The organism is Micromonospora sp. WMMD708 (assembly GCF_049315245.1).
Lineage (GTDB): Bacteria > Actinomycetota > Actinomycetes > Mycobacteriales > Micromonosporaceae > Micromonospora > Micromonospora wenchangensis.
The window spans coordinates 4,721,101-4,744,402 of record NZ_CP186060.1 but is presented as its reverse complement, the minus strand read 5'-3'; the positions used below and the strand labels follow the sequence as shown (position 1 = coordinate 4,744,402).

The following is a 23,302-nucleotide window of genomic DNA, read 5'->3' as shown; positions in this document are numbered from 1 at the left end:
ACGCATGCTGAACAACCGGGGCGTGCCCGGCACCCGAGGGTGCCGGGCACGCCCCGCCCGGTTTCAGTCGGCCAACTCCTCCGCGAGCAGGTCCATCAGCAGCGCGTCGTGCCAGCGCCCGTCCGCGCCCCGCTCGTAGCGCCGCATCACGCCCACCGGGCGGAACCCCACCTTCGCGTACGCCCGGATCGCCGCCGTGTTCGCCGCCGCCGGGTCGATGGTGAACCGGTGGTGGCCGTACTCGTCGACCAGGTGCCGGACCAGGGTGCGGACCGCGTCCCCACCCAGCCCGTTGCCGCGTGCCGCCGGGTCGAGGAAGACGTCCAGGCTGGCGTGGCGGTAGTCCGGGTCGGTCTCGGCGTACCACTGGATCGCCCCGACCAGTCGGCCGGCGTGCTCGATCACGTAGACCGTCAGCGTGTCGTCGGCCAGGTCGGCCCGCACCGACGCGGCCAGGTCGTCGCCGCCGCGCCACCAGCGACGCACCTCCGGGGTGGCCCGGATCGCGGCCAGGGCCGGTACGTCCGCCTCCGTCACCGGCCGCAGCGTCACCGTCCGCCCGCGCAGCACCCGTCAGCCCCGCCGCTCGCCGTGCTCGACGCAGACCGCCGACCAGCCGACCGGCAGCACCTGCACCTTCATCCGCCGTCGGCAGTGCCCGCAGTAGCGGGGCGGCTCCAACACCCGGGCCGCCGCGCACCCCGGGTGCGGACCCGCCGTGGCGTCCGCACCACAGCGGTCGCACCAGGTCGGGGCCGACGTCAGCACGACGGACTCCGCCGTACGACCGTCGGTGGTCGGGTCACCCGCGTCGGTCATCATCACCTCACAGGGTGGCGGAGAGCGCCTTGACCGGCATCTTCAGCTCGTCGAGCAGCTTCAGGTCGTCGGTCGCCGGCCGGCCCAGCGTGGTCAGGTAGTTGCCGACGATCACCGCGTTGATCCCGCCGAGCAGGCCGTCGCGGGTGCCCAGGTCACCGAGGGTGATCTCCCGGCCGCCCGCGTACCGCAGGATGGTGCGCGGCATGGCCAGCCGGAACGCGGCGATGGCCCGCAGCGCGTCCCTGCCCTCCACCACCGGACGGTCGCCCAGCGGCGTGCCCGGACGCGGGTTGAGGAAGTTCAGCGGCACCTCGTGTGGGTCCAGCTCGGCGAGCTGGGCGGCGAACTCGGCGCGCTGCTCCACGGTCTCGCCGAGGCCGAGGATGCCACCGCAGCAGACCTCCATGCCGGATTCGCGGACCATCCGCAGGGTCTCCCAGCGCTCCTCCCAGGAGTGCGTGGTGACCACGTTCGGGAAGTACGAGCGGCAGGTCTCCAGGTTGTGGTTGTAGCGGTGCACGCCCATCTCGACCAGGTCGTCGACCTGCTGTTGGCTGAGCATGCCCAGCGACGCGGCGACCTGGATGTCGACCTCCGCGCGGATCGCGGCGACCCCCTCGCGCATCTGCTTCATCAGCCGGTCGTCGGGGCCGCGCACGGCGGCCACGATGCAGAACTCGCTCGCCCCGGTCGCCGCCGTCTGCTTCGCCGCCTCCACCAGCGACGGGATGTCCAGCCACACCGACCGGACCGGCGAGGTGAACAGGCCGGACTGCGAACAGAAATGGCAGTCCTCCGGGCAGCCGCCGGTCTTCAGCGAGACGATCCCCTCGACCTCGACCTCCGGGCCGCACCAGCGCATCCGCACCTCGTGGGCGAGTTGGAGGGCGGCGGTGAGGTGCTCGTCGGGCAGGGTCAGCACCGCGAGGACACCGGCCTGGTCGAGGCCGACGCCGTCGCCCAGCACCTGGGTCCGGGCCTGGTCGAGGATCTCTGGCATGGTCCGTACCCTACAAGGCCGGTGCGGCCCGGGAAACGCCCCGAGCCGACGGCCCCCGGCCGCCCCGCGGGCCGCCTCCCGCGCGGCGTGGCGGGGGGCCGCCGCCACGCCGGTGCCGGCCCGGCGGATGGTAATTTCGCCCGGCGGCGGCAACGTCGTCACCCACCGGCACGGGCCGGTCGTCCGTGGCGGGCGGCAGACGCCCGGCGGACGGGCGGGAGGCAGGTCGGACGACGGACGGAGGCGGGACCGGTGGCGGACTGGCTGGCGGCCCTGGACCGCCGCGCCGCGTTGCGGGCGAAGGCGGGGCTCACCCGCACCCTGCGCCCCCGCGCCGCCGGCGACCCGGACGTCGACCTGGCCGGCAACGACTACCTGGGCCTTTCCACCCACCCCGAGGTGGTCGCCGCCGCCGGCCGGGCCCTGTCCGGGTACGGGCTGGGCGCCACCGGCTCCCGGCTGGTCCGCGGCTCCACCGATGTCCACCACGCGCTCGAGGACGACCTGGCCGACTGGCTCGGCGTCGACCGGGCACTCGTCTTCTCCTCCGGTTACCTGGCCAACCTGGCCGCCGTCCGGGGCCTGGTGCAGCCGCGTACCCTGCTCGTCTCCGACGCCCACAACCACGCCTCGCTGATCGACGGCTGCCGGATCTCCGGCGCGGAGACGGTGGTCACCGCGCACGCCGACGTCGACGCCGTGGCCGCCGCGCTCGCCGCCGTGCCGGGCCGCCCGGCGGTGGTGGTCACCGAGTCGGTGTTCTCCGTCGACGGCGACCTCGCGCCGCTGGCCGCGCTGCACGCGGTGGCCCGGCGGCACGGCGCGTTGCTGCTGGTCGACGACGCGCACGGGCTCGGCGTCACCGGCCCGGCCGGTGCCGGCGCGGTGGCCGCCGCCGGGCTCGCCGGCGCGCCGGACGTGGTGGTCACCGCGACCCTGTCCAAGGCGCTCGGTGGCGCCGGTGGGGTGGTCGCCGGTCCGGCCGAGTTCGTCAGGCACCTGGTGGAGACCGGGCGGACCTTCATCTTCGACACCGCGCCGCCGCCGGCCGTCGCCGCCGGGGTACGCGCCGCCGTGGCGCTGGCCCGCGCCGCCGACGACCTGCGCGCCGAACTGGCCGACCGGGCCGGCCACGCGGTACGCCGCCTCGGCGCGGCCGGGCTGCCGGTGTCCACCCCCGACGCCGCCGTGGTGTCGGTGACCGCGCCCGGCCCGGAGGCCGCCGCCGCCTGGGCGGCCGACTGCCGGGCCCGGGGCGTCGCGGTCGGGTGTTTCCGCCCACCGTCCACCCCGGACCACCGCTCGCGCCTACGGCTGACCCTCTCCACCGGGGTCAGCCGGGCGGACTTCGAACACGCCCTGGAGACCATCGTGGAGTGCGCCCCGCAGTCGCGAACCGAGGTGGTTCCGTGAGCGTGAGGAGTGAGCCGGGTTTGCGAGCCCCGCAGTCGCGAACCGAGGTGGTTCCGTGAGTGGGTGGAAGGGTGCGGTGCTGGTCACCGGGACCGACACCGAGGTCGGCAAGACGGTGGTGACGGCGGCGATCACGGCCGCCGCACAGGCTGCCGGCCTACGGGTCGCGGTGGTCAAGCCGGGCCAGTCGGGGACGGCCACCGGTGAGCCCGGCGACGTGGACGCGGTGACCCGGCTGGCCGCCCCGCTGACCGGTCGTACCCTGGCCAGCTACCCCGACGCGTTGGCCCCGCTGGCCGCCGCCCGGGTGGCCGAACTGGAGCCGTTGGAGCTGTACACGGCCGTCGACGCGATCCGCGCGGAGGTCGACGAGCACGACCTGGTGCTCGTCGAGGGGGCCGGTGGGCTGCTGGTGCCGATGGGGCTGCGTCCGTCGGGTGAGGCGTGGACCGTCGCCGATCTGGCGGTGTCGCTGGGCGCCCCGGCGGTGGTGGTGGCCCGGGCCGGGTTGGGCACCCTCAACCACACCGCGCTCACCCTGGAGGCCCTGGAGCGCCGGGCCGTGCCCGCCGGGGTGGTGATCGGCGCGTGGCCAACGGAGCCGCAGCTGGTGCACTGGGCGAACCTGACGGAGCTGGTGCCGAACCTGCTCGGTGCGCTGCCGGCCGGGGCGGGGGCGATGGACCCGGGGGTGTTCCGCCGGTCCGCCCCGGGCTGGCTCACCCCCGACCTGTACGGGGTGCTCGACGACTGGCGTACCTGGGCCGAGGACGCCGGCTGAGCGTCGCACCGCCGTGGGCCGCGAGGTCCCTGCTCACTCGGTGGCGGGGACCGGGCGTGGCCGGTCGTCCTCGGCCGGACGGGGCGCGACGACCTGCACCTGGCCGCCGGCGGAGCGGTTGTGCGCCTCGATCCAGGTGTCCAGCGCGGTGCCGCAGGCGTGGTCGAGGTGCCGCAGGCCGCGCAGGTCGAGCCGGATGATCCGCTCGGCGGGCAGCGCGTGCAGCGTGTTGAGGATGGTGGGCAGCCGCAGGAAGGTGGCGTTGCCGACGATGGCGACGTCGATCGGCCCGGTGCCACCGTCGCCGTCGTCCACGGTGACCCGGACGTGCGACGTCTCCCAGGCGGCCTTGGCCACCGCCAGGCCGAGGCCGACCAGCACGCCGGTGAACATGTCGGTGGTGACGATCGCGGTGGCCGTCACCACCAGCACCACCGCCTCGCCCCGGTGTTCCCGCCACAGGCCGGGCAGCGTCCGCACCGGGAGCAGCTTGCACCCGGCGTGCACCAGCACCGCGGCGAGCGCCGGCAGGGGGATCAGCCCGACCAGGCCGGGTACGGCGGCGACGAAGACCAGGAGCCACAGCCCGTGCAGCACCCGGGATGCCTTGGTCTTCGCGCCGGCGTGCACGTTGGCGGAACTGCGCACGATGACGGCGGTCATCGGCAGCGCGCCGAGCAGGCCGCACACGGTGTTGCCGGTGCCCTGGGCGACGAGTTCCCGGTCGAAGTCGGTGCGCGGTCCCTGGTGCAGCCGGTCGACCGCCGCCGCGCTGAACAGACTCTCCGCAGAGGCGACCAGGGCGAACGTGGCGATGGTGGCCAGCACCCCGAGGTCGGCGAGCTGGCTCGGATGCCCGAGCGACGGCTGGATGGCCGCGAGCAGCCCGGACACCTCGATGGTGTCGACCGGTAGGTCCAGCACGATGCTCGCCCCGGCCGCCGCGACCACGGCGACCAGCGCGCCGGGCACGGTCCGCAGCTTTCCGGGCAGGACGTTCCAGATCAGCATCACCGCGATCGTGGCGGTACCCAGGACGAGCGACAGCCGGGCGGTTTCGGAGCCGGTCAGGTCACCGACCAGCGCCGGCAGGCCGGCGAACGCGGCGAGGCCGACCGGTGCGGTGTCGGCGCCGGCGAGGATGTGCAGTTGCCCGGCGATGAGCAGCAGTCCGATGCCGGCGAGCATGCCGTGCACCACGGCCACCGAGATGGCCCGGAACCACCGGCCGAGCCGGAGCAACCCCAGGACGATCTGGATCAGCCCGGCGATCAGCACGATGGTGCCGAGGCCGGCCAGGCCGTAGCGGTCCACGGCCTCGGCCACCAGCACGGTCAGGCCGGCTGCCGGGCCGCTGACCTGCATGCTGCTGCCGGGCATCATGCCTACGACGACCCCGCCGACGACACCGGTGACCAGGCCGAGTTCGACGGGGACGCCGGAGGCGACGGCGATGCCGACGCAGAGCGGCAGCGCGACGAGGAAGACCACGAGTGAGGCGGGTAGGTCGGCGCGCAGGGCACGCCGGGTGTCAGTGGAGAGCACGATTCACATCCAGGAGGCTGGCAGCGGTCAACGGGTCGCCCCCTCGCCGTCGCTCACCGACCGGCGGAACGACGGGCTGGGCGGCGGTCTGTTGCGGACCGGCGACGAGGGTCGTCGCCGGATCGGCCGGACGTCGCGCGACGGCGACGGGCGTGGTGGAGCGGACCGCCACCGGTCAGCAGCGCAGCACGCTCACCATCAGCGGTGTGGCGTCGGCGGTGTCGGGGGCCGGACGCTGGTCCGTGCCCCGCTGCCACCGGTGGACGGTGCCCCGCACCCCGGGGCATTCCTGCCCGATCGGGTCACGTCGTTCCGTCGACGACTGTCCGCGCCCCGCCCGCCCGACTGCCGTTCCGATCTCCCCTCCGGTCCGACCCGCTCCGGCGCTGTCCGGGGCGGCCGGGCTGGTCGACAGGTACTGATATCCATCGATGTCTGATACTACCGGCTTTTCCTGACTGAGACGAGCGTATAGACGATCCAGAATACAACGGAGGGTCACGGGAGGAATACTCAACCGGGTCGACGGGGTGGCCCCGGCGACGGTGAGTTGCCCGGCGGCAGGGGCGGGGAGCTGCGGTTCGCCACCGGGGACGACCGCCAACGGCCACAGCAGGACGATGCTGAGCAGCGGGACGAGGAGGACCGGCGTGCGCTGCACCCTCACCCCCCGGCCCGACAGGCGGACGCGCGACCACGCGTCGACACTGGGCTCAACCCGTCGCCAGGAGGCCGGGTTACGCCCGTACGCCGCGCGGTGTGCCGGTGGGCGTCCCGGCGTCGTGGCGGTGCCTCTGGTCAGGCCGGCGGGTCACCCGCTGCGGCGCACCACGAAGGCGTCGGGCATCCGGAAGGTGAGGTTGTCCGGGCACCACGGTGGGCGTACCACCGTCACCGCGTCCAGCAACGGTGTCGCCTCGGCGACCACCACCGCCGCCTCCAGCCGGGCCAGGTGCGCGCCGACACAGCGGTGCGCCCCCGCCCCGAAGGCCAGGTGCCGGCGCGACCCGCGCTGCCCCGGGCGGAACCCGGCCGGGTCGGCCACCACCTCCGGGTCACAGCCGGCGCGGGCCAGCCACAGCAGCATCGAGCTGCCCGCCGGCACCGGCGTACCGCCCAGGGTGGTGTCGACCGCCGCCACCCGCCGCCAGGTGACGATCGGTGGCTCCCGGCGCAGGCCCTCCTCGACGACATCGGCGACGGCGACCGTGCCGGCCCGCAGCCCGGCGCGCACCCCCGGTTCGCCGGTGAGCCGGTGCAGCAGCAGGGTGAGGAACTGGCTGGTGGTCTCCTGGCCGGCGACCAGCAGGAAGAACAGCGCCCCCACCACCACGTCCGGGGGGTGCCCGGCGGCGCGCAGCCGGCCGGCCAGGCCGCCGCCGGTACCGGCGAACTCCCGCAGGACGGCGTGGAACCGGCCCACCTCGACGGCGAGGGTCTGCTGCCGGTCGGCGTCCAGCGGGGCCCAGAACAGCTCCAGTGCCGCCCGCGCGAAGTCCTTCACCGCGCCCACCGGGGCGTCCGGCAGCTCGACCAGCCGGGCCAGCGCCAGCAGCGGCAGGTCGGCGGCGAGCCGGGCGTGCAGGTCGACCGGCCGACCGGCGGCCAGGTCGGCGTCGATGCCGGCCACCCGGTCCCGGACCAGGGCGGTCAGCCACGGTCGCTGGGCGGCCACCCGGTCGGGGTGCAGGGCCTCGGCGACGATCGCCCGGATCGCCGGGTGGCTGGGGCCGGCGTTGTTCGCCAGCGTCGGCGGCAGCCGGAACCGGTGCGCGGTGAGCACCCGCAGCGCGGCCACCGGGATCGGCGTCACCGCGTCCAAAGCGTTGTCGGGCCGCCAGGTCACCGCGTCGGCGAGCACCCGCCGGACCAGCGTGTGCCGGGTGACCACCAGGTGGACGCCGCCGACCCGGTCGACGACCGTGGCCACGTCCGGCCAGGGCTCGTCGACGGACGCCTCCCACCCCCGGAACAGCACCCGGTCACGCTAGCGGGCGGCCCCCGGCGGGGCGGGGTCCAGTTCCCACACCGTGGTGTGCTTCACCCGGACGCTCTCCAACGCCTCCGGCACCGGCACGTCGTAGCCGGCCAGCTCGCGGAACCGTTCCCGGGGCAGGAACGCCCGGCCCGGGTCGCCGACCAGCACCCGGGCACCGGAGCGGGCGGCCCGCAACAGGAAGCGCAGCACCCGGCGGGCCATCGCCTCGCTGTAGAAGACGTCCCCGGCGAGCAGCACCTCGGCGTCCCCGGCGTCGCCGTCGAGCACGTCGGCCAGTTCGGCGTCGACGCGTACCCCGTTGGCGCGGGCGTTGAGGGCGACGGCGGCGACGGCCCGCTCGTCGATCTCCACCGCCCGCACGGTAGCCGCGCCGGCCCGTGCGGCGGCGATGGCGACCAGGCCGGAGCCGGAGGCGAGGTCGAGCACCCGGCGGCCGGCGACCGTCTCCGGGTGGTCGGTGACGTACCGGGCCAGGCCCTGCCCGCCGGCCCAGGCGAAGGCCCAGAACGGCGGCGGCTGGGAACTGCGGAACTGGCCCTCGGTCAGTTCCCACAGGCCGATCGGCTCGTCGGCCTGGTGCAACCGCACCTCGGGTACGAAGGCGACCGGGGCGAGCCGGGCGTGCAGCCGGACGAAGGCCGCGGAGAGATCGGACACCCGCCCAGGATGTCAGCCGAGCGGACCCCGGCGCGGTCGACCCTCACCGGCGCGCGGAAGCGACCCAACCCACACCGTCACCCGGCGTGTCGGCGAAGAGGGGTGACCGGTTCACCACTGTCGGTGTTAACCGGCCCCGTACTTGCCGATCGGCGCGAACACGCCCGTCTACCGGCTTCCCCATCGTGCTCATAGCGTGGCGAGTGGACAAGACCGACGGGAGGAGCGAGACGGTGGTGATGGTGTGGCGGAACGCGCTACGGGTCGGGGCGGTGCTGGCCTGCCTGTCGGGGACAGGGCTCGTCGGGCCGACACCGGCGTCGGCGGCGGACCGCTTCTCCACCGAACTGAGCGGCCTGCCGGCCCAGTTCACCGCCGGGGACCAGGTGCGGACGGTCTCGGCGGTGGTGTCCAACAAGGGCAACGGCGGCTGTGTGAAGGTCCGCTGGTCGATGGTGCTCTCGGTGCAGGGGCTGCGACTGGACCAGGTCAAGATGGACCGGGTCGAGGAGACCGGCTCGTTCCCGCTGGACATCCGGGCGCAGGGGGACGTGGCCCGGTTGACCGACCGGCAGCTCGACCCGGGCACCCTCTGCCCGGACCGCACGGTCACCGCCACCTACCGGGTGGCCTTCGCCGAGGACGTCACCCGGGGTCGGATCACCATGGCCGCCGAGGCGTACGACCCGAACCTGCGGCTGCTCGCCCGGCGTACCGCCACCCGGCAGGTCGTCGGCACGGCGCCTGCGCCCACCACGGCGGCACCCGAGCCGACCACCGCGTCGCCGGAGCCGACCGAGGAGGTGCTGGAGCCGACCGAGGAGGAGACCGAGCCGACCGAGGAGGCGCTGGCCGAGGTGCCGCCACCGGCCGCGGCGAACCGTTCGGCCAGCCAGAGCGGGGGCTTCGGGCTGGTGCAGGCGGCGTTCCTGCTCGGCGGCCTGCTGCTCTTCCTCGGTGTCGGCCTGCTGATGCGGCTGCGGCAGCTCACCCGGACCGCGTCCGACGGGGTGGCGGGCGACGATGCGCGCCCGGTCCGTCGGCCGGTCCGTTGGACCACCGTCCGACGGTGATCGGGGGCCGCCGGGGCCGGGTGGCGCCACCACCCGGCCCCGGCGGGTTTCACTTCGCGAACACCTGGAACTCGGCGATCCGCACCTGGTCGCGCGCCGGGCTGGCGGTCGCGCAGTCGGTCCGGGTCGCCGGGTCGTCGTCCTGCTCACCGGCGTACGCGGGGCCGCCGGTGCACTGGCTGGCCAGCACCTCCAGCCGGACGTGGGTGGCGACGGTGGTCGGCACCCGGAACGACCGGGCGATCAGGTCCCGGCTGTAGGCCCGGTACCTGCCACCGGGGAACGCGTCGTCGGCGCTGGTGTAGATCCGGGTCCAGCGGGCCGGGTCGGCGCAGTCGGTGGTGGTCGCGTCGCAGGTCGACACCGCGAACGACCGCAGCGCGCTCAGCGCGTTCTGCGCACCGGGGTCGGCGTCGCCGGTGATCGCCGGGCGGAGCATGGCGCTGACGGTCACCCGTTGCACCGGCTGCGGGGTGCCGCCGGGCAGCGTGACGGTGACCTGCCTGCCGGCCACCCCGGTCAACGACGCCCAGTTGGTGGCCTCGGTGTCGTCGGCGATCCGGTCCAGGTTCACCCCGTCCCCGGTGATGCTCGCCCCGGACGCGGTGGACGCCAGGTTCCGGCTCAGCCGCAGGTCGACGTACCCCTGTTGGCCGGCCTTGGCGACCACCTCCAGGCGCTGGTGGCCGAAGCCGGGGGCGACCGCCAGCACCTGGTACGTCCCGGCGACGGCCTCGAAGGTGGCCGGTAGCGGGGTGGCCGGGTCGGTGTCGGCGACCGGGGTGGCCCGCGCCTCGTAGTCACCGACGTAGAGCCGGATCGGCGCGTCGGTGCTGTCGCCCCGGGGACGCAGGGTCAGCGTGGCGTTGCCGCCGGCCGGGCTGGCGAAGCTCGGCGTGGGATCGGTGTCGGCGGCGCCGACGGTGGCGGCGTCCCGACCCATCCCGGAGCGGGCGAACTCGGCCCAGATCAGCTCCTGGTTGGCCCCGCCGAAGCGCAGCCGGTCGGCGGTGAGCAGGTTGTCCCGCATGTCGAGCATGCTGACCTGGCTGGCCGCCTGGAGCAGGAACGAGTCGAAGACCAGCTGCACCCAGCGCCGGTTGCCCGGGCAGTTCCCGGCGGCCACCCGGCCCTGGGCGCAGTCGAGCTGCCGCGCCGGGGTGCCCAGGCCGTACTTCTTGACCAGGGCGGCGCGGATGCGGAAGTTGGTCGCGCCCCAGATCTCCCCGTCGGCGTGCACCGCCGGCCCGGCGGTGTTGTAACCGACGTCGGAGTAGTTGAGCGGGCTGCGGCTCAGGTCGTAGTTGCGGATGCCGCTGACCAGGTTGCCGGTGACGTAGCCGCCGGTGACGAAGGGCGTCTCGCCGGGGGCGCGCAGACCGTGCTCGTAGAGGTACTCGGCGGCGAGCAGGTCGCTCCACGACTCGCCCATCGCCCCGCCCTGGTGGCCGCTGATCCCGCTGTCGGGGCCGGCGATCATCCGGTTGGTGATGGCGTGGGTGTACTCGTGGCCGATCACCGTCATGTCGTAGTCGCCGTCGACGCACGGCGGGTACGGCCCACCGGCCTGCGGCTGCCACAGGTACATGTTGGTGCTCGGCGGCAGCCCGTCGCGCGGGGTGGACTGGTTGGCGTTGTTCCGGTTGCCGCTCAGCGCGCCCTGCTGGGCCCGGCCCTGCTCGGCGTCGCCGCCCAGCCCTGCGCCGCTGACGTTGACCGCCTGGAGGTTCCAGGTGGCCTCGGTGAAGCCCAGGTGCCAGGCCCAGTCGTGCATCCGGTTGTGCATGGCGAACAGGTTGGCGGTGGCGGCGTCGGCGTCGTTGCGTTGGGCGGAGGTGAACACCGCCGGGTTGCAGCGGGCCTGGTGCCACTGGTCGGTGAACGGGTACTCGTAGCGCCGGTCCGGGCGGTCGGGGGCGTTGACCACGGGGCTGCCGGCACCCCAGGAGACCACGGTATTGGCGGAGTTGCCCCGGGTGGTGCCGGTGGGTGCGCCGGTGGCGAGGTCGACGTCCCAGGGTTGCCCGCCCGCCGGGTCGCGGAAGGCGGCGGCGCAGTCGGGTGCGGGGCTGGCGCACCAGCGCACCCGGGGGTCCTGTCCGGGGGCGAGGTCCTGCGGCGGGGTGGCCGGGTAGACCGCCCAGCTCGGGTTGTCGGAGTCGAAGTCGACGAGGTCCTCGCGGACCAGCACCTTCCCGGTGATCCCGTCGACGTAGGTGGTGAAGGCCGCCGGGTGGTCGCTGTCCTTACCGATCAGGGTCACCTCGTAGGCGGCCCGGTTGCCGTCGACCGGGGTGGGCACGGCGACCGGGCGCACCCGGTGGCTGGCCACCGCGTCGGGGGCCAGGCCGGCGTCGGCGAGCGCGTCGGCGTACGCCTGGTCGGCGGTGCGGGTGGCCGGGGCGGGGGCGGAGGCGTCCCGGGTCAGCGAGGAGCTGACCGAGAGTACGGTGCCGTCGGCGACCGCCACGGTGACCAGCCCGTCGTGGCCGGCGGGCAGGTCACCGAAGCGCTGCCGCAGGGTGACCACCGCGCCGTCGCCGATCGGCCGGACCAACACCCGGTCCAGCGCGGTCACCGCGTCGGCGTCCAGGCCGAACAGGTCCCGCTGGGTGGTGAGGTAACGCCGGGCCGCGGCCTCCGGGTCGGCGGGCAGGCCGGTGGCGAGCCGGGCCGGGCCGAGGGCGTGCGGGGTGCCGAGCCGGTTCCAGCGCACCGGGGCGCCGGTGGCTCGGGCCAGGCTGCGTTGGCGGGCGTCGGGTGCGGCCGTACCGGCGCGGTTGTCGACGTCGGCGGCCTGGTGGCGGTCGTCGGCGAACGAGCCGGAGCGGCCCGGGGCCGGGGCCGCGGTGTCGCCCGGCGCGGCCGTGGCGGTGCCCCCGCCGGGCAGCAGGGCGGCGACCACGGCGGCGGTCGCCAGTACGGGAACGAGCCGGCGTCGATGCCGGCTCGTTCGGGGTGTCCACTCCGGTCTGGGCACGGAACCTCCTCGTGGGAGCGGGGACCGGCGCACCGCCGGCCCGGCGCAGGCGGGGTAACGCATGCGCATACGTGGATACCAGGCGGGCCGGACGGGGGCAATGGCGCGCGGTGCGCGGATCAGACGAGCTGGGCGGGGTCGAGCCCCAGTTCCCGGGCCGTGACCAGCCGGATCCACTCGCCGAACTGCCGCCGGGAGATCACCCGCTCGTGCACCGCGAGCTGGACGGCGAGCCCGTCCATCACCGCGTTGATCCGCCAGGCGGCACCGGCCGGGTCGGCACAGTCGAAGGTCCCGTCGGCCACCCCGGCCGAGATCACCGCCGCCAGGTCCTGCCGCCAGCGCAGGTCCAGCCGCCGGCAGACCTTCTCCAGCTCCGGGGTTCGCAGCGACTCCGCCCAGCCGTCGATCCACATCGCCCAGGGGCGGCCGGTGGGGGTGTAGAGACGCAGGATGCGCCGGAGCTTGGTCAGCGGCGGGGTGGCGGAGCGCAGCACCGCGTCCAGCCGGGACAGTTCCTGCTCGACCGCGTACGCGAACGCCTGGGCGAGCAGCCGCTCCTTGGTGGCGAAGTGGTAGAAGACCAGGGCCTGGCTGACCCCGGCGGCGGCGGCCACGTCGGCGGTGCGGGTGTTGGCGAGTCCACGCTCGACGATCACGTCACAGGCCGTGCGCAGCAGGGAATCCAGGCGGACATCGGCGGCGGCACGTCTCGTCACGCCGCTACGGTAACCTATCGAACCGACCACGGGGAGTTACCGACCCGCCCGATCCGGTCGCCGGCAGTCGGAAGCCGGACAGCGCCCCACGGCGGGTCGACCACCTCCCCGACCTGTTCGATAGGGGTGCGGCCGACGCGCCCCGGCCCTGGCGACCAACTCTCCTAGGAAGCTCTGCGGGTGGTGGCGCAGGACACCGTCGCGCAGACCGGACGCGCCGTCGCCGGCCCCGATTTGGCATCGGTGAGGCCGCTCGGCTAGAGTTTCCATCCGTCACCGGGTGTCGTCCCGGAGGCAAGCGGACGTAGCGCAGCTGGTAGCGCATCACCTTGCCAAGGTGAGGGTCGCGGGTTCGAATCCCGTCGTCCGCTCGGAGCTGCCGCCACGCATGACGGGGGCAACCTCGGTGGGGTGGCCGAGAGGCGAGGCAACGGCCTGCAAAGCCGTGTACGCGGGTTCAAATCCCGTCCCCACCTCGGTAACAAGCACGGGCGATTGGCGCAGTGGGAGCGCGCTTCCTTGACACGGAAGAGGTCACTGGTTCAAACCCAGTATCGCCCACTCGGTCAGTAGGGCCACCTTCCGGTACCGGAAGGTGGCCCTACTGCTGTCCGGTCCCGCTGCTGTCCGGTCGCCGCCCCGTTCCAGGGGCATCATCGCGCATCGATGCCAAGCTATCCTGGCTCCGATCCTTCCAGGGAACATCGCGACGCCGGGTGGTGTGGGATGGGGGAGACGGGCCGGGCGGCACTGCTCGCGTTCGCCGACGAACTGCGGCGACTACGCCAGCAGGCGGGTGGGCCGTCGTTGAACTCCCTGGTGGCGGTCGCCGCCGCCCGGGGCCGGCCGCTGGCCCGCTCCACCCTCAGCGACAAGCTCAACGCCAAGTCGCTGCCGGACTGGGACTTCGTCACCGGATACCTGGGCGCCTGCGTCGCGTACGCCGAGCAGACCGGCATCCGGTTGCCCGCCGGGCTGACCGACCGGGCCCGCTGGGAGGCGGCGTACTGGCGGCTGCTGGCGGCGGCGGACGCGGCGCGCGCCGACGACCGGCTCGCCACCGCCGCCCGCGCCGAGCCGGACCGGCGGGCCCACGCCGACACCACGCCGTCGGCCCCGGCACCGTTCGTGCCCCGCCAGCTGCCGGCGGCGGTACGGCACTTCGCCGGCCGGTCCGCGCCACTGACCGCCCTGACCGCCCTGCTCGCCGAGCCGGCCGGCCCGCCGGGGACCGTTCCCGTCTCGACCATCGGCGGTACCGCGGGCGTGGGCAAGACGGCCCTGGCCGTGCACTGGGCGCACCAGGTCGCCGACCGCTTCCCGGACGGTCAGCTCTACGTCGACCTGCGCGGTTTCGACCCCGAGTCGCCCGCACTGAGTCCCGCCGAGGCGGTGGCCGGGTTCCTGGAGGCGCTCGCGGTTCCGCCGGAGCGCATTCCGGTGGGGCTGGCGGCACAGGCGGCCCTTTACCGCAGCCTGCTCGCCGACCGGCGGATGCTGGTCCTGCTGGACAACGCCCGCGACGCCGACCAGGTACGCCCGCTGCTGCCCAGCTCGCCGGGATGCCTGGTCCTGGTCACCAGCCGCAACCAGCTTCCGGGGCTGGTGACCGCAGAGGGGGCCCGCCCGCTGCCGCTGGGGCTGCTGTCCCCGGCGGAGGGGCGCGAGCTGCTGTCCCGCCGGCTGGGCGCGGAGCGGGTCGCGGCGGAGCCGGAGGCGGTGGACCGGATCGTCGCCGCGGCGGCCGGACTGCCCCTGGCGTTGGCGATCGTGGCCGCGCGGGCCGCCACCTATCCGGACTTCCCGCTGGCCCGGTTCGCCGCCGAGCTGGGCGCGAGCCGGGGCGCCCTCGACGCGTTCAGCGGCGGCGAGGCCGGCGTCGACGTCCGGGCGGTGCTGTCCTGGTCGTACCGGGGGCTCGACCCGGCGTCGGCCGACCTGTTCCGGGCGCTCGGCACGCACCCCGGGCCCGACGTGTCCGTGGCGGCGGCCGCCAGCCTCGCCGCCCTGGCCCCGGCCGAGGTGCGCCGGCCGCTGGCGGTGCTGACCCGGGCGAACCTGCTCACCGAGCACGCCCCCGGCCGGTACGTCCTGCACGACCTGCTCCGCGCGTACGCCGTCGAGTTGGCAGTCGCCACCGACTCCGCCGGCCGGCGGCGGGGGGCGCTGTGCCGGCTGCTCGACCACTACCTGCACACCGCGTACGCCGCCGCTCTGCTGCTGCACAAGCACCGTGACGACATCGACCTGCCGGCGGCCCACCCCGGGACCACGGTGCCCGCGCCGGCCGACCGGGACGCGGCGTGGGCGTGGTTGGCCGCCGAACACCGGGCGTTGCTCGCCGCGATCGACCTGGCCGTCGAGCACGGGTTGCCGACCCACGCCTGGCAGTTGGCGTGGAGCGTCAACACCTACCTCGACCGGGTGGGTGCCTGGACCGACCAGTCCCGCGCCCAGGAGTTGGCGCTGCGGGCCGCCACGGCGGCCGGGGACCGCGACGGGCAGGCCCGCGCCCACCGTAACCGGGCCATCGCCTGCCTGCGCCTCGGCGCGTACGACGAGGCCCACGAGCACCTGGAACGCTCCCGGCGGTTGTACGCCGAACTCGGCGACCGGGTCGGTGGTGGGCGGACCGAACTGAACCTCGGCATCCTCGCGGAGCGGCAGGACGACCACCGGCGGGCGCTGCACCACGCGCAACGGGCGCACCGCCTGTTCGAGGCCGCCGGGCACGCGCAGGGGCAGGCCAACGCGCTCAACAACATCGGCTGGTACCACATCCAGCTCGGCGACCACCTGCGTGCGCTGGACTACTGCGGCCAGGCGCTGGTGCGGCAGCAGCAGACCGGCAACCGCTACTGGGAGGCACACGCGTGGGACAGTCTGGGCTTCGCCCACCACCACCTCGGCCGGTACCGCGACGCCCTCGACTGCTACCGGCAGGCGCTCGCACTCTGGCGGGAGACCGGCGAACGCTACTACGAGTCGGTCACGCTGATGCACCTCGGTGACAGTCACCGGGCCACTGCCGAACCCGACGCCGCCCGTGCCGCCTGGGGGCAGGCCCTCGACGTGCTCGACCAGCTCGGTCACCCGGACGCCGCACTGGTGCGCGGCCGGCTCGACGCGTTGCCGGCCGCGCGGTAGTCCCGCAAGCACCCACCCCCGTGTCGCGGGGCCGGGCTGGTCGCGTCACAGCGGCGGGGCGACGTCCCGATGCTCCTCGACCCGCTGGTACGCCACCGGCTCGGCGGTGGTGACCGTACGGCGGCGACCGCGCATCAGCAGGACCATGACGAGGCCGAGGACACCGGCGGCCATCAGGATCCAGCCGACGACGTCGAGATCGACACCGCCGACGCTCGCGTTCACCGCGAAGGTGAGGATCGCGCCGACGGCGAGCAGGAAGATGCTCGTTCCGATTCCCATGACAGCTCCTTGGGGGACGGGGGTGTGCTGTCGGGATGCAGTACCCCGTCGATGAGCAGGGCAATCGCCGGGAGGGGCCACGTGGTGGGGTGGGCCGGGCGAGCGATCTTGGAATGGGGTAGAGTTCACCCCGTCGCCGGGGAGACCGGGCGGCACGCGGACGTAGCGCAGCTGGTAGCGCATCACCTTGCCAAGGTGAGGGTCGCGGGTTCGAATCCCGTCGTCCGCTCTCGACCACGGGCGATTGGCGCAGTGGGAGCGCGCTTCCTTGACACGGAAGAGGTCACTGGTTCAAACCCAGTATCGCCCACCAGAGCACCGCGAAGGCCCCCGGCTCAGTTGAGCCGGGGGCCTTCGCGATTGGCGTTGTCTTGCGGTGGCGGTCCGGGTGGGTCAGCTGTTCCAGTGCTGGGTGACGAGGTCGGCGGCCTGCTGTTCCCACTGGGCGTAGTGGTCGGGGTAGGCCGATACCTGGACGGTCTGGGCGGCCTTGGTCAGGGGCATGTCCTGCCAGCCGTCGACCTGCTTGAGGCCCTTGAGGAAGGCGAGGGTGGCGTACTCGGGGTCGGTGATCTGTTCGACGGTGCCCCAGCCGCTGGAGGGGCGCTGCTGGAACAGGCCCTGCGAGTCGTGGTCGTTGCGGTCGCCGAGGTGGCCGAGGTTCTCCAGCTTCGACTCCTGTAGGGCGGTGGCGATCGACACGACCGCGGCCCGTTCGTCCATGCCGGCCTTCTTGGTGGCGGCGATGATCGCCTTGACGTTGCTCGTCTGCTCGTCGTCGAGGTCGATGTGGGACTGGTCGCCCTGTACGCCGTGGGGGATCAGCTTGCCGGTGTCCACGGCCGGCTTGTCGGTTTGGATGGCGGCGACGGGGTGGGTGTCGATGGTGGGGGTGTCGTGGTTGAGCGGGCCGGCGGCCAGTCCTGCGGCGACGGCGAGACCGGCGATGCCGAGGATGCTCTTGCGCAGGATGGTGGTGTTCATGGGGTTGCTCCTTCGGGGGTAGACGCCCCGGCCCTGGCCCGTGGCGGGCTGGGTGTGCCCGTGGGGGTCGGGCAGCGCGGAGGGGGCGTGGGCACCACGTCGGGGCGCTCATGCGGGGGAGGGAAGGTTCGGGGGGTTCCCGGCCGGGGTGGTGGCCGCTCGTGCCGGGGTCAGGTGTAACGACCGGGGGTCCGGGGCCATTCCCGCAGGGGTGCGGGGTCGGCCGGGCGCTGCTGCGGTCGTACGGGAGATGTAACGCCGGACGGCGCCCGGTCATTCCGTCGGCGGACGCTGCACCGAGCCTGGTAGCGACCCTGCCGCCACCTGCTGCCAGTGGCGCGCGCGGTGTCTGGCCAGTCCTACGCGGAGAGCTCCATTCCTGCGGGTCATAAATATGACTGACAGGCATACAGGTGTCCGCGAAGTTGCCCGCCCCCGGAACCCATTTCCGGCACGTCGTGGACGAAAAGAAATGTGCGCCGAACGTCCGGTCCGTCCCCTTCCCGCAGCGATATGCCGGGCATCCTTGGAGGCGACGGCATCTGCCTATCGTCATGGGGTCGAAATAGCGGCTTTGGGCCGGGGCGGATACACCGCTATATGGCGAGTATGCGCAACGACGCCCGGGGCCGGCCGGGGTGCGCAGGACGCGGCGCGGGTGTCGGGTGGCGGGGCAGGGGAGCGGTTCTGCCGAGGGCAGATCCGCTGCCGGTGAACAGGATGCCCCGCTGATGTCCCGGGCCGGCAGGGTGGGACGGATGAGACTGCTGATGCTGGGTGGCACGGGTTTCGTCGGCTCCGCCGTCGTGGCCGAGGGCGTACGCCGGGGCTGGACGGTGACCATGTTCAACCGGGGGATACACGGGCCGACCCCGCCAGGCGTACACCGGTTGCGGGGTGATCGGACCGCGCCCGGCGGGTTGGCCGAACTGGCGGGCGGCAGGTGGGACGTGGTGGTCGACACCTGGGACGGAGCCCCCCGGGCGGTACGCGACGCCGCCACGCTGCTGCGCTCCGCCGGGCACTACGCCTACGTCTCCAGTGGCTCGGTCTACGCCCCGCCCGTGCTCCCCGGGGTCGGCGAGGAGTCGGCGGTGGTGCCGGCGGCGGCCGACGACACCGGCGACGACGACTACGCCCGGTGCAAGGCCGGCGGTGAACTGGCCGCGACCGGGGTGTTCGGGGAACGCGCCCTGCTGGTGCGGGCGGGGTTGATCCTCGGGCCGGGGGAGGACATCGGGCGGCTGCCGTGGTGGCTGCGCCGGGTGGCCCGGGGTGGTGACGTGCTCGCCCCGGGGCCGGCCGACCTGCCGGTGCAGTACGTCGACGTCCGGGACCTGGCGGCCTTCACGCTCGACCGGGCCGCCGAGGGGGTGGGCGGGGCGTTCAACGTGATCAGTCGGCCGGGGCACACCACGATGGGCGAACTGCTGGCCGAGGCGGTGGCGGCGACCGGAGCGGACGCCCGGCTGCGTTGGAGCGACCCCGAGACGATCCTCGCCGCCGGGATCGAACCGTGGAACGACCTGCCGATCTGGATCCCGCCGGGCCACGAGTACCGGTGGTTGCAGCAACGTGGCGTCGAGAAGGCGTACGCGGCGGGGCTGACCTGCCGCCCGGTGGCCGAGACGGTCGGTGACACCTGGCGCTGGCTGGAGCAGGTGGGTACGGTCCCGCCCCGTGCGGGGCGGCCGGTGCGGGCCACCGTCGGCCTCGACCCGGCCCGGGAAGCCGCCCTGCTCACCACGCAGCACCCCTGACAGCCACCGACCCGGCCCGGGAATGGGGTGACCGGGCGCGGCGGAAGTCCTGTGGACAGGACCAATAGCGGCGTCCGGTGCGCTTTTTGCCGCCCTCTGAACTATTTGTTCTTCACGCAAAGTAATCGACGTGGACAACTATCGTCAACGCCCTTAGAGTTCGGCCACTGCCAATCATCTACACGGGGGATCGCCATGACGGCTGGCGGCTGGTTGCTGCCTGTCCATATTGCTGGAACCGCTACCGCTCCCGTCGGCTGATTGGCCCACCCGGCGGCCGACGGCGTTCCTTCGATGAAAGTCCACGAGTTCTCCGCCGGGGGATCCCGGGAGTGTCCTGCGCCGCCCACCCTGTTCGAACACCCTGCGACTCCTGCCTGTGGAGGCACTGTGACAGCCGCTCACCGAACCACCGACTGTTGCGTTCAGCGACCAACAGCACGGCGGTGGACGACCGCAATTCTGGCGTTGACCTGCGTGTTGGCCGGTTCGGTACTGACGGGCCCGGGGCGGGTGCAGGCGGCGTCACCACCCGTACCCCCGGTGGCGGATGTCACGGTGGCGCCGGACGCGGCATCTGCCGTGTCGGCGGCACAGCGGTCGGGGCGCCGGGTCGAGGTGGAGTCCGCCCGTACGGAGTTGACCCAGGTGTTCGCCAACCCGTCCGGTGGGTTCACCGCCGAGACCGCGGTGATGCCACAGCGCGTCAAGCGCAGCAACGGTTCCTGGGCGGACATCGATCTGTCGTTGCGCAGGTCGGCGGACGGCTGGGCACCGGCGGCCTCCGTGGCGCAGGTGCGCTTCTCGGCCGGTGGACGCGGTCCGGCAGTGGTCCTCTCACGCGGCAACAGGTCATTGTCGTTGTCGTGGCCGGGCAGGTTGCCCAAGCCGACCGTTTCGGGGGACGTGGCCACCTACCCCAACGTGTTGCCGGGGACTGATCTGGTGCTGCGCGCGACACGTACCGGATTCACCCATGTCTTCGTGGTGCGGACGCCGGCGGCCGCGGCCGACCCCCGCCTGCGGGAACTGCGCTTCGCGCTCGGCGGCGGTACCCGGGTCACCAAGACCAGGGATGGACGGTTGTCCGCGGTGGTGGACGGCCAGGAGATCGCCACCGCCGAACCCGCCCTGATGTGGGACTCGTCCACGCAGGCGGGCATCGCCGACCCGGCCGGCCGGTTGTCGGGCACACCAGGGCCCGCTTCCGACGCGCGTTCCTCGGCGGCCGGACCGGGCGGCCGGGCCAGGACGGCGACCGTCGGTACCGCCGTGGCCGACGGACACCTGATCCTGCGTCCCGACGCGCGGCTGCTCGCCGGCCGGGGTGTCACCTTCCCGGTGTTCATCGACCCCGCATGGTCGACCGCCAGGTCCCGCTGGGCCTACGCCACCCAGAACAACACGAACAACACCGACACCACCATCGCCCGCGTCGGCAGGGACCCCGACTCGGGGAAGATCTACCGTTCGTACTTCGACTTCCCGCTGTCCGCCATCAGGGGCAAGCACATCGAGTCCGCGTACGTGCAGATGAAGCTGGACCATTCCTGGTCCTGCACGGACACCCCGACGTACATGTACCACTCCAGCGGCATCGCCTCGACGCCCCGTACCGCGTGGGCGCCGAAGCTGCACAGCCACAAGTCGACCGCACAGTCCCACGCCAACGAGGGTTACGGCTGTTCGGACTCTCCGCAGCCGGACATGACGGTCAACTTCACCGGGTCGGCCGTGACGTCCCTCATCCAGACCCACGCCACGAACAACTACTCGAACGTGACCCTGGGGTTCTGCGCCTGTAGCGGCACGGACGGCTCGGGTGAGTCCACCACCGACAGGTGGAAGAAGTTCTGGCCCAACAGCGCGAAGCTGGTCGTCGACTACGACTCGGTACCCGGCGCGCCGTACAGCCTCCAGACCTCCGGGGTGGCATGCGCTCCGGGCCAGCGGATCAGCATCGGCACGCTCACCCCCACCTTCTCGGGCATCTTCCCCGACGCCGACACCACGCAGGCGTTGACGACCGCCTACGAGTGGCTGCAGGTGCCCGGTACCGGCACGTACGGAGACTCCACTCCACGCAAGCCCGCTCCTACGGGGGCGTCCGTTCCGGCCGGTGGCCGTTCCACGACGGCGCCGCTGCCGCAGTTGACCGAGGGACAGGTGTACGCCTTCCGGGCCCGGGCCACCGATCCGGCGCCCTACAGCAAGACCAGCGCCTGGTCGGCCTGGTGTGAGTTCCGGGTCGACACGACCATCCCCCCGGTGGTGGTGACCCGTAACGGCACCGACGCACCGCTGCCCGGCGAGAAGGTGACCTTCGGTTTCTCCTCCACGGACACCAGCGTGACGAAGTTCCGGTACGGCTGGACCTTCCCCGGCACCATCGAGGTGCCGGCGACCACCGCCTGTAGCGCCAGCGTGCCGGCGGGCACCAACATCTGCTACCGGATCGGCTCGGTGTCGCTGTCCGTCCCGAAGTACGGCCAGAACACCCTGCACGTCCGGGCGTACGACGGCGCGGGCAACCCCGGTGACGCCTCTGCCGAGTTCATCGCGGGTCGGCCGTCGCCGGCGATCGCCCGGTGGGGCCTGGAGACCCTGCCCGGTGTCACCACGAGCGCTGCCCTGGCCGACGGCCAGCCCGCCCTGGGCGGTGACACCCCGCTGACGGCCAGCAACGTCGGGTGGACCCCGGACCTGCGCATCATCAAGGGCACGACCGCCACCTTCAACGGCACCTCGTCGAGTTTGCAGACGACGGGACCGGTGCTCGACACCACGAAGTCGTACGGTGTCGCGGCATGGGTGCGCCTGTCCTCCCTTCCCACCCAGAGCATGGCCATCGCCACCCAGAGTGGTGACTGCATCTACGGCTTCTTCTTCGGGGTCTACGTCGAGAACGGCGTGCCGAGGTGGAACGTCACCACCCGCAGTAGCGACTGCGGGACGCCGGCCACCTACACGCACGTGAGCCCGGAGAGCACCGCGATCACGAGTGCGGACGTCGGACGCTGGCAACACGTGGCCTTCTCCTACGACGAGGCGACGAAAATGATCACGTTGTTCGTCGACGGGGTGTCCGTCGCCGCCAAACCGTGGACCACCGCCTGGAACGCCACGAAGGCTTTCCAGGTGGGACGCAACGCCGCCGGTGGCGTCACGAACAACTTCTTCCAGGGTTCGGTCGCCCAGATGCAGGTGTACAACCGGGCCCTGGTGCCGCACGACTTCACCGGACAGCGCCGGGACGAGGAGGGCTCCGGCGGTTTCGACGAACCGGGCATGCTGAAGCCCGTCCGGGTGGGTCAGTGGACCTTCGACGGAGCCACCGGCTGCTATGAGGACAATCCCTCCGACTGGACGTTGTGCATGAGTCCGGAGAACACCTCCTTCGGGCGGCGGATCGCGCTCACCAAGGGCGTCGACGTCGGCGACGGCAGCCGGTCGAGTTTCCTCTCCTTCGATTCACAGGCCATCGACGACCCCATCCAACCGACCGTCGAGTACGGCCGCAGCCAGGACGACGTGGCCGGCAATCCGCAGAATCCGAGCTGGCAGGACGGACGGGTGCTCCGCACCGACCAGTCCTTCTCGGTCTCCGCCTGGGTCCAGCCGAGGTCGCTCGGCATCCAGACCGCCATCTCCCAGATCGGCACCAAGCAGTCCTCGTTCTATCTCGGTCAACGTACCAAGATCGTCAGCGGGAACCCCGTCAACTGGTGGTCGTTCAGTGTCTTCGGCATCGACAGCGATGCCCTCGGCAGTCGGTTCGCCGACGCGTTCATGACGTCCCGGAACATGACCGAGGAAGCGGATCTGTCCCACTGGACCCATCTGGTCGGGGTCCATGACGCCTCCCGCCGCGAGGTCCGGCTCTACGTGGACGGCAAACTCGCGGCGACGACCCCGTTCGGCACCGGCTCCTTCACCGGGGCGTTCGACGCGACCGGCCCGCTGTACGTGGGCGCTGCCCGATTCACCCCGTTCGGGGCCGCCACCCAACTGGTCGACCGTTGGGACGGCGACATCGACGACGTGAGTCTCTACCAGGGTGCGCTGAGCGACGACGATGTCCGCGAGATCAACGAGGTCGAAGCCGTCAGGGAAGCCGATGTCACGGGCTGACCGCCCACC

The 23,302-nt window shown here is 73.2% G+C and carries 17 protein-coding genes and 5 tRNA genes; 11 read left to right on the top strand and 11 right to left on the bottom strand.

Features of this window, described 5'->3' with window-relative positions; all coding sequences use genetic code 11:
- Window positions 1–63: 63 nt before the first annotated feature.
- From ACN260_RS20845 to bioB, 3 genes are read right to left on the bottom strand one after another with little or no spacing between them, the layout of a single operon-like run.
- A complete protein-coding gene (locus ACN260_RS20845; protein ID WP_422752668.1) occupies window positions 64–570 on the bottom strand; it encodes a GNAT family N-acetyltransferase in 507 nt (168 codons plus the stop codon).
- A gap of 3 nt (window positions 571–573) precedes the next feature.
- Window positions 574–822 carry a hypothetical protein gene (locus tag ACN260_RS20840; RefSeq protein WP_422752667.1) on the bottom strand — a complete coding sequence of 83 codons (249 nt, stop codon included), beginning with the start codon at window positions 820–822 and terminating at the stop codon, window positions 574–576.
- A gap of 4 nt (window positions 823–826) precedes the next feature.
- The gene (gene bioB / locus ACN260_RS20835; RefSeq protein ID WP_422752666.1) at window positions 827–1,822 is read right to left on the bottom strand and encodes a biotin synthase BioB; all 996 of its coding nucleotides are present in this window, start codon (window positions 1,820–1,822) and stop codon (window positions 827–829) included.
- A gap of 252 nt (window positions 1,823–2,074) precedes the next feature.
- On the opposite strand from bioB, the gene ACN260_RS20830 reads away from it, so the two are divergent.
- Together ACN260_RS20830 and bioD are read left to right on the top strand one after the other, a co-directional pair.
- Window positions 2,075–3,235 (top strand): 8-amino-7-oxononanoate synthase, encoded by a 1,161-nt coding sequence (locus ACN260_RS20830; RefSeq protein WP_422752665.1) that lies wholly within the window; start codon window positions 2,075–2,077, stop codon window positions 3,233–3,235.
- 76 nt (window positions 3,236–3,311) lie between these two features.
- Window positions 3,312–4,016, top strand: coding sequence for a dethiobiotin synthase (gene bioD, locus ACN260_RS20825; RefSeq protein WP_422756777.1), 705 nt, complete (start codon window positions 3,312–3,314; stop codon window positions 4,014–4,016).
- A gap of 33 nt (window positions 4,017–4,049) precedes the next feature.
- Here the strand turns inward: bioD and ACN260_RS20820 are convergent, their stop codons facing one another.
- The 3 genes from ACN260_RS20820 to ACN260_RS20810 form a co-directional block, all read right to left on the bottom strand.
- Window positions 4,050–5,561, bottom strand: coding sequence for a SulP family inorganic anion transporter (locus ACN260_RS20820; protein WP_422752664.1), 1,512 nt, complete (start codon window positions 5,559–5,561; stop codon window positions 4,050–4,052).
- Between the two features lie 811 nt (window positions 5,562–6,372).
- Window positions 6,373–7,539, bottom strand: a complete 1,167-nt coding sequence (locus ACN260_RS20815; RefSeq protein ID WP_422752663.1) for a cytochrome P450 — start codon at window positions 7,537–7,539, stop codon at window positions 6,373–6,375.
- Between the two features lie 9 nt (window positions 7,540–7,548).
- Window positions 7,549–8,217 carry a class I SAM-dependent methyltransferase gene (locus tag ACN260_RS20810; protein ID WP_422752662.1) on the bottom strand — a complete coding sequence of 223 codons (669 nt, stop codon included), beginning with the start codon at window positions 8,215–8,217 and terminating at the stop codon, window positions 7,549–7,551.
- A 203-nt stretch (window positions 8,218–8,420) separates the two neighbouring features.
- Between ACN260_RS20810 and ACN260_RS20805 the strand changes: the two genes are divergently transcribed.
- Entirely contained in the window at window positions 8,421–9,290 is an 870-nt protein-coding gene (locus tag ACN260_RS20805) for a hypothetical protein (RefSeq protein WP_422752661.1), read from the top strand.
- 49 nt (window positions 9,291–9,339) lie between these two features.
- Here the strand turns inward: ACN260_RS20805 and ACN260_RS20800 are convergent, their stop codons facing one another.
- Complete coding sequence (locus tag ACN260_RS20800) at window positions 9,340–12,270, bottom strand: M36 family metallopeptidase (RefSeq protein WP_422752660.1); 2,931 nt, start codon at window positions 12,268–12,270, stop codon at window positions 9,340–9,342.
- Window positions 12,271–12,389: 119 nt separating this feature from the next.
- On the bottom strand, window positions 12,390–12,989 hold the full coding sequence (locus tag ACN260_RS20795) for a TetR/AcrR family transcriptional regulator (RefSeq protein ID WP_204924047.1): 600 nt from the start codon (window positions 12,987–12,989) through the stop codon (window positions 12,390–12,392).
- 298 nt (window positions 12,990–13,287) lie between these two features.
- Here ACN260_RS20795 and ACN260_RS20790 point away from each other — a divergent pair.
- The 4 genes from ACN260_RS20790 to ACN260_RS20775 all read left to right on the top strand — a co-directional run bounded on the left by ACN260_RS20790 (window position 13,288) and on the right by ACN260_RS20775 (window position 16,136).
- A tRNA-Gly gene (locus ACN260_RS20790) sits at window positions 13,288–13,360 on the top strand.
- A gap of 34 nt (window positions 13,361–13,394) precedes the next feature.
- Window positions 13,395–13,465: transfer RNA gene (locus tag ACN260_RS20785), tRNA-Cys, on the top strand.
- Window positions 13,466–13,478: 13 nt separating this feature from the next.
- Window positions 13,479–13,550: transfer RNA gene (locus ACN260_RS20780), tRNA-Val, on the top strand.
- A gap of 165 nt (window positions 13,551–13,715) precedes the next feature.
- The gene (locus tag ACN260_RS20775) at window positions 13,716–16,136 is read left to right on the top strand and encodes an ATP-binding protein (protein WP_422752659.1); all 2,421 of its coding nucleotides are present in this window, start codon (window positions 13,716–13,718) and stop codon (window positions 16,134–16,136) included.
- A 45-nt stretch (window positions 16,137–16,181) separates the two neighbouring features.
- Here the strand turns inward: ACN260_RS20775 and ACN260_RS20770 are convergent, their stop codons facing one another.
- Window positions 16,182–16,418 (bottom strand): DUF6458 family protein, encoded by a 237-nt coding sequence (locus tag ACN260_RS20770; RefSeq protein ID WP_422752658.1) that lies wholly within the window; start codon window positions 16,416–16,418, stop codon window positions 16,182–16,184.
- A 156-nt stretch (window positions 16,419–16,574) separates the two neighbouring features.
- Here ACN260_RS20770 and ACN260_RS20765 point away from each other — a divergent pair.
- Both ACN260_RS20765 and ACN260_RS20760 read left to right on the top strand, forming a co-directional pair.
- Window positions 16,575–16,647, top strand: a tRNA-Gly gene (locus tag ACN260_RS20765).
- Window positions 16,648–16,656: 9 nt separating this feature from the next.
- A tRNA-Val gene (locus tag ACN260_RS20760) sits at window positions 16,657–16,731 on the top strand.
- A gap of 80 nt (window positions 16,732–16,811) precedes the next feature.
- Here the strand turns inward: ACN260_RS20760 and ACN260_RS20755 are convergent.
- Window positions 16,812–17,402 (bottom strand): hypothetical protein, encoded by a 591-nt coding sequence (locus ACN260_RS20755; protein ID WP_422752657.1) that lies wholly within the window; start codon window positions 17,400–17,402, stop codon window positions 16,812–16,814.
- Between the two features lie 758 nt (window positions 17,403–18,160).
- On the opposite strand from ACN260_RS20755, the gene ACN260_RS20750 reads away from it, so the two are divergent.
- Window positions 18,161–19,162: an NAD-dependent epimerase/dehydratase family protein gene (locus ACN260_RS20750; protein WP_422752656.1), complete on the top strand. Its 1,002-nt coding sequence runs from the start codon at window positions 18,161–18,163 to the stop codon at window positions 19,160–19,162.
- Window positions 19,163–19,587: 425 nt separating this feature from the next.
- Here ACN260_RS20750 and ACN260_RS20745 read toward each other — a convergent pair whose 3' ends face one another.
- Window positions 19,588–20,076, bottom strand: a complete 489-nt coding sequence (locus tag ACN260_RS20745) for a hypothetical protein (RefSeq protein ID WP_422752655.1) — start codon at window positions 20,074–20,076, stop codon at window positions 19,588–19,590.
- Between ACN260_RS20745 and ACN260_RS20740 the strand changes: the two genes are divergently transcribed.
- Window positions 20,069–23,293, top strand: coding sequence for a LamG domain-containing protein (locus ACN260_RS20740; protein ID WP_422752654.1), 3,225 nt, complete (start codon window positions 20,069–20,071; stop codon window positions 23,291–23,293). The two genes, ACN260_RS20745 and ACN260_RS20740, sit on opposite strands and share 8 nt — an antisense overlap.
- The last annotated feature ends 9 nt before the right edge of the window (window positions 23,294–23,302 follow it).

What these genes read in the sequence shown, in the direction of transcription:
- ACN260_RS20840 (WP_422752667.1), bottom strand. Translation starts at nt 822, where the DNA reads ATGATGACCGACGCGGGTGACCCGACCACCGACGGTCGTACGGCGGAG.
- bioB (WP_422752666.1), bottom strand. Translation starts at nt 1,822, where the DNA reads ATGCCAGAGATCCTCGACCAGGCCCGGACCCAGGTGCTGGGCGACGGC.
- ACN260_RS20775 (WP_422752659.1), top strand. Translation starts at nt 13,716, where the DNA reads ATGGGGGAGACGGGCCGGGCGGCACTGCTCGCGTTCGCCGACGAACTG.
- ACN260_RS20770 (WP_422752658.1), bottom strand. Translation starts at nt 16,418, where the DNA reads ATGGGAATCGGAACGAGCATCTTCCTGCTCGCCGTCGGCGCGATCCTC.
- ACN260_RS20755 (WP_422752657.1), bottom strand. Translation starts at nt 17,402, where the DNA reads ATGAACACCACCATCCTGCGCAAGAGCATCCTCGGCATCGCCGGTCTC.
- ACN260_RS20750 (WP_422752656.1), top strand. Translation starts at nt 18,161, where the DNA reads ATGAGACTGCTGATGCTGGGTGGCACGGGTTTCGTCGGCTCCGCCGTC.